We start from the raw sequence: 2,056 nt of genomic DNA, 5'->3' as shown, positions 1-2,056 counted from the left end.
CATCAAGCGCCTGTGCAAACAGTTCGGTGTGGACGAGGAGCGCTTTCCGCCCAAGCAGTTGCAGTGGTTCATCAGCGGCAGCAAGGAAGACGGCCTGCGCCCCGGCGACGTGGAAGTGCGCGACGCCGAAAGCCGCAAGAAGGCCGAGGTCTACCAGCTCTATGAAGACCAGTGCCAGCGCGAAGGCGTGGTGGATTTTGGCGAACTGATGCTGCGCAGCTTTGAGCTCTTGCGCGACAACGAGCCGGTGCGCCTGCACTACCGCAGGCGTTTTCGCCATATCCTGATCGACGAGTTTCAAGACACCAACCGCCTGCAATACGCCTGGATCAAGATGATGGCCGGCTTGCCGGCCGAGGCGCAGGGCGGCCAGCCCGCAAGCTGCGTGTTTGCCGTGGGCGATGACGACCAGAGCATCTACGCCTTTCGCGGCGCGCGCGTGGGCAACATGCAGGACTTCGTGCGCGAATACCAGGTGCAGCGCCAGATCAAGCTGGAGCAGAACTACCGCAGCGTGAGCAACATCCTGGATTCGGCCAACACGCTCATCAGCCGCAACCAGCGCCGCCTGGGCAAGAACCTGCGCACCGAAGCCGGCGCGGGCGAGCCCGTGCGCGTGCTGGAGGCGCCGACCGACTTTGCCGAGGCCGAATGGCTGGTGGACGAGGTGCGCGATCTGGTCAAGGCCCAGGGCCTGGCGCCCAGCAGCGTGGCCGTGCTCTACCGCAGCAACGCGCAAAGCCGGGTGATCGAGACGCAGCTTTTCAACGCCGGCATGCCGTACCGCGTGTATGGCGGCCTGCGTTTTTTCGAGCGCGCCGAAATCAAGCACGCGCTGGCCTACCTGCGCCTGCTGGAAAACCCGCGCGACGACACCAGCTTTCTGCGCGTGGTCAACTTTCCGCCGCGCGGCATTGGCGCGCGCAGCGTGGAGCAGTTGCAAGATGCGGCGCGCGCGCAGGGCATGCCCTTGCACGACGCCGTGCCGCAGCTCACCGGGCGCGCCGGCGCCAACCTGGCGGGCTTTGTGGCCAAGATCGACGTGCTGCGCGAGCAGACCGCCGGCCTGCCGCTGCGCGAGATTGTCGAAGCGGTGGTGGAAGGCAGCGGCCTGGCCGACCATTACCGCGCCGACCGCGAAGGCGCCGACCGGCTGGAGAACCTGGCCGAACTCGCCAGCGCCGCCGAAAGCTTTGTGACGCAGGAGGGCTTTGGCCGCGAGGCCGTGGCTCTGCCGGTGGACGAAACCGCGGCGGTGCTGACCCAGAGCCCGGCCAGCCAGGGTCTGGACGCGGACGCGCCGCGGCTGGATGAGCCGCTGGCGGGTGGTGCGCTGGTAGGTGGCGCGCTGGCGCCCGACGCCGACACCGGCGAAACCCCGAGCCCGCTGGCCGCCTTTCTGACCCACGCCGCGCTGGAAGCCGGCGACAACCAGGCCCAGGCCGGGCAGGACGCCGTGCAGTTGATGACGGTGCACGCCAGCAAGGGGCTGGAGTTTGACGCCGTGTTCATCACCGGGCTGGAAGAAAGCCTGTTTCCGCACGACAACGCGCTTTCTGATCTGGAAGGGCTGGAAGAAGAGCGCCGCCTGATGTATGTGGCCATCACCCGCGCGCGCCAGCGCCTGTATTTGAGCCACGCGCAAACGCGCATGCTGCACGGTCAGACGCGCTACCACGTGCGCAGTCGCTTTCTGGAAGAGTTGCCCGACGAGACGCTTAAGTGGCTCACGCCCAGGCGCTCCGGGTTTGCGTCCTATGCGCCTGAATCAAGAGCCGGCGCTGCAAGCCCGGCCTGGTCTGGCGGCCAGTTTCATACCCAGCATGCCGGCCCCTACGCGGCGGCCAGCGCCGGGGTGTCGCCCGCGGGCAAAGACCATGGCATTCGCACCGGCCAGCAGGTGTTTCACACCAAATTTGGTGAAGGCACGGTGCTGGCCCTGGAAGGCAGCGGCGACGACGCGCGCGCGCAAGTCAATTTTCCGCGTCACGGCGTCAAGTGGCTGGCGCTGGCGATTGCCAAGTTGCAAGTGGTGCAGGGCTGAGGCGCAGCGTTT

General features: G+C 67.0%; 1 protein-coding gene. It reads left to right on the top strand.

Going from position 1 to position 2,056, the window contains the following annotated elements; all coding sequences use genetic code 11:
* On the top strand, nucleotides 1-2,044 hold a 2,044-nt coding region (locus ACK5NW_RS14260; protein WP_416929203.1), incomplete at its 5' end, for a 3'-5' exonuclease.
* Nucleotides 2,045-2,056: the final 12 nt, after the last annotated feature.

The sequence above is a fragment of the Ottowia sp. genome (genome assembly GCF_047975795.1).
Lineage (GTDB): Bacteria > Pseudomonadota > Gammaproteobacteria > Burkholderiales > Burkholderiaceae_C > Ottowia.
This window is presented reverse-complemented; position numbering and strand designations above follow the sequence as displayed.